The sequence below is a fragment of the Staphylococcus sp. EG-SA-2 genome (genome assembly GCF_017152085.1).
The window spans coordinates 1-4,030 of record NZ_JACYHC010000509.1 but is presented as its reverse complement, the minus strand read 5'-3'; the positions used below and the strand labels follow the sequence as shown (position 1 = coordinate 4,030).

Below are 4,030 nucleotides of genomic sequence, written 5' to 3'. Positions count from 1 at the left end.
TGTTTTTCAGTAGCAATCGTTCTAGATAGACAAATGCCTTCAAGATCTCTGACAAAGCATACGTCGGGTATGCCATCTTTTAATTCAATTAATGTATTTTGTACATGTGCTTCTAGACTAATGCCTGTGTTACTAAACAACTTTAATATCGGCAATAATGTACGATCCAAATAACATTCAAGCCATGCTTCTGGTGCTAAACCACTTTGCTCAATCACTTGTGCTAACTTAGAGATCGGTGAATCAGGCATCGTTTCAAATAATGACGCCAATACATGAATATCTTTATCAGCATGGTAATTCGGTATCCCTTCACGAACAATCATGGCACTATTTGTTAATAAATCCATTTCAGGTTCAACTGTTTGCCCTAATGGATTCGGTAACAATGCACGATATCCTTCTTCAAACATCAATTTAAAATGGGGTGTTTCAACCTCATCTTTGACTGATGCGATAACTTGCGCGGCATCAATTGTCCGTTCAATTTGTTCAAGATCATTCGTACGTATAAAATTAGTAATTTTAACGTGTATCGGTAATTTTAAATAAATGTTTAATGCTTTTGAAAATACAGTTCTAACCGAAGACGTCGGGTACACTAAATCACCGGAAGCGCCAAGGTCTTTTATTAAACCTTGTTCACTATATTGCATATACTGTGGATGCTGTCGCAACACATTGATTTGATAAGGATGTGTTGGTAATAAAATAAAATCTTTGGGTATCTCTGATATATCTATGTCTGCTAATTGATACAACACTTTCTCAACCTGATCTTCTTTACCTTCTACATAGCGCGTGAGCAGAACATCTTGATGCACAGCTAAATAATGCAATTGGAATGATGTATGACATTCGGGTGCATATTTCTCTAAATCTGCTTCTGAAAACCCACTTGCACTCTTAGGAGTCGGATGAAATGGATGACCTAAGTATAAAGATTGTTCTGAAACGATATAACGATCCTCTACGTAGTCTATTGTGTTACTTTGCAAATAACGCGCCGTGCGATGAATGCTATTATCGATGTCAGACATAATTTGCGCCATATGTTGTTGCACTGCCGTTTGATTATCTGCACTTTGAGCCATATGTTGCAAAATACGCGCAATTGCTTCTTTATAAGTTGTTATTTTTTTACTTTTTCCATCGATAAGCCATACCTCTGGATGATACATATGATGCCCCATCGCAGACCAATAGCGAAATTCACCCGTTAAAGTTTCGAGCTCTGATAATTGTATAGACCATTGATGATTTTGAGGTGGTACTTGATATAAATTTTCTTCTCTAAAATATTCATTTAAAATGCGTTCGATAGCCGCATACGCTGCATGTTGTATTAATTCTTTATTTTGCACTTTTTTGTTTCAACTCCCATAATTTCATTAATGTGTGATCGTTGATTTGATTAGTGATGGTTGAACAAATTAAAAATAAACTACTTACTGCAAATACTACGCCCATAACGATAAACGTAGTAGCTGGTGTAGTATAACTTGTAATGGCAGCGCCACTAAGACTGCCAATAATTTGACCAACAACTAACATACTGTTCGTCGTTCCAACAAATGTGCCTTTAAGTTGTTGATGACACGCATTCACGACAACAAACATGACACTTTGAATCAATGCACTATATGTTAATCCTTGAAGTATTCTTGCAGCCATTAAAAACTCTATATTCGTCGCTAAACCTTGCAGTATCGCACTACAACCACATGCAATCGTGGCAAATATATATACTGATTTAACATATGATTTATCATTAAAGCGTCCCCATAAAGGCGCGCTTAATATCGAAGCCGTCCAAAATGCGGACTGTAAAAATCCAATCACACTACGGTCATCTATCGCTGTATGATTCACTGATGAAGCAAGTGGTGATAATGCAGTTAGCATGCCATACATAGCAAAGTTTGCTAAAACGCCAACGATAATAAATCGACATGTTTGTTGTGTGCATAATAGACATTGAAATGAACGGCGAATACCTTTATTAATATTTGGTGTTTGTGATTTTGGCATATGTGTCGTTTCAATCAATTTTAATGCACCGAAAATACAGACAATAAAAGTAATAACGGCAATACTCATCAGTAACGCACTAAAACCTAATATCGAAGCTGTAACACCGCCAATTAATGGCCCCACAAGAGACCCTGCGCTGACTGAACTTTGCAGTCTTCCTAATACCTTTCCACGATCTTCAGCTGGCGCCTCTGCACTCGCAAACGCACTTGATGCATCAACAACACCACCAAATAGTCCCTGCAATAACCTCACAAGTACAAACTGTAATGGTGTCGTACACAATGCCATTAAAAATAAGCATACCGCCAAACCAAGTAACGCTCTTAAGACCATCCATTTTCGGCTGATCTTATCACCTAGCTTCCCCCATATCGGCGAAGCTATCATCGTCGTTACAGCTGGAGCAGCAATCGCTATACCACTCCACAACTGTATTTCTACGACTGATAGATTTTGTAGTGATGCCATATAAATTGGCAATAATGGCACAAGTACTGTCAGTCCAGCAATCGCTATAAACTGACTGAGCCATAAAATGCGAAAGTTACTGCGCCATATAGACTGATTAATCATATGTCACCATTGGATTTGGTACGGTAGTTAAACCTGAAGGCATACTACCTCCACCACTATCACGTTGATATAGCAATGGTAATAAAATTTGTTTGAATGGCCACGTCTGTTTATCAAATAAAATGTGTCTGACAGCTAGCTGATCAGTTGTAACCCAGGAAATAGTTGCCACTTCATTTTTTAAAATTTGTTTTAACAACGACATAAGTTCATGCTCACTTACACCAAATAAATCTTGAATTGCATCAATAATGGCATATAGATTTACCGATACAGCTAATGTTTGAAAATAAGCAAAGAATGTTTCCAAATCCTCATTAATTAGCGTATTAGGTGTATCTTCTCTGACGACATACTTCGGCAATGAAAGCTGATGTGCTGTTAGCCATGGTTTATAAATTCTGACAGTATCATGATCACGTAACACGCATTTTTGTACACGTCCATCTTCAAATGACAACAATATATTTTGACCATGCAACTCTGGTAATGCGCCGTATTGCATAAATGATAGTGTTACCTTTAAAAAGACTTGCGCGATATCTTCAAATAACGTCATGACATCATTTTTAGAAATATTATCTTTTCCACAAATCATTTGATATAAAGTGCGATCATTTGCCGCGAGTGCTGCCATTGACACTAGCTGTTGCGTATCATTTTTGGCTAGCACTTCGGGATACTTTCTTAGCTGAACAGTTAGATGACCTAATTGATCTTTGAAAATATCATTATCTTGACCCATATATGACCACCAAGCTGTTTCATCACAAACCATGACATACTTAGCTAGTGCTTCATCTTTTTCTATAAGCTGACGTAATAATTGTTCTGCTTGTTCTCCGTTTTTCATGTAACGCGTAGGCGTTAGCCTTAATGCGCCTAATGACTGCATTGCAAATGGTACTTTGACATGGTTATACGGTGCGCCAATATCAATTAATGAACGCATACTTGAAGACGACAGATAATCTCCAAATTTTAACGGTAATAGTACAACCAACTTTTCACTAATCTCTGTCGCAAAGACGTTCGGCAGAATATGCTGATATTGCCAAGGATGTACCGGAAATAGTACATAGTCATCTATTGATAACCCTTGATCATTTAACATGTCTGTCGCTTGTTCTTTTATAGGTACTGTCAAATTTTCTAATTCATCGATATTTGCAGTATCGCCATGAATCATATGTGTCTTTTTAACTGCTGCAACCATTAAAGGAAATGATTGATTTAATTCAGCTTGATACACTTGATAATCCGCTTCTCTTAATCCTCTTTTTTCTTTAGCTAATGGATGAAATGGACGATCTTTTAAACTTGCAAACTGCTCTGACATCACAAAAGGATGTGACGCTAAATCTAATTCTGATAATTGTTTAGCAAGCTGTGTGGCAGCAGTAGTCAGTCCTTCTTCAAC

At 37.3% G+C, this 4,030-nt stretch carries 3 protein-coding genes; all 3 read right to left on the bottom strand.

From position 1 onward, the window contains the following. Positions 1-1,364: IucA/IucC family protein (gene sbnE, locus IDG60_RS08020; protein ID WP_206160606.1), on the bottom strand; the 1,364-nt coding region annotated here is incomplete at its 3' end. Then, a complete protein-coding gene (gene sbnD, locus IDG60_RS08015; RefSeq protein ID WP_000610051.1) occupies positions 1,354-2,610 on the bottom strand; it encodes a staphyloferrin B export MFS transporter in 1,257 nt (418 codons plus the stop codon). The genes sbnE and sbnD, both read right to left, overlap by 11 nt. Next, the coding region (gene sbnC / locus IDG60_RS08010) for a staphyloferrin B biosynthesis protein SbnC (protein WP_206160605.1) at positions 2,603-4,030 on the bottom strand (1,428 nt) is incomplete at its 5' end. The genes sbnD and sbnC, both read right to left, overlap by 8 nt.

Excerpts from the sequence above, each read along its gene's own strand:
- sbnD (WP_000610051.1), bottom strand. The coding sequence starts at position 2,610 with ATGATTAATCAGTCTATATGGCGCAGTAACTTTCGCATTTTATGGCTC.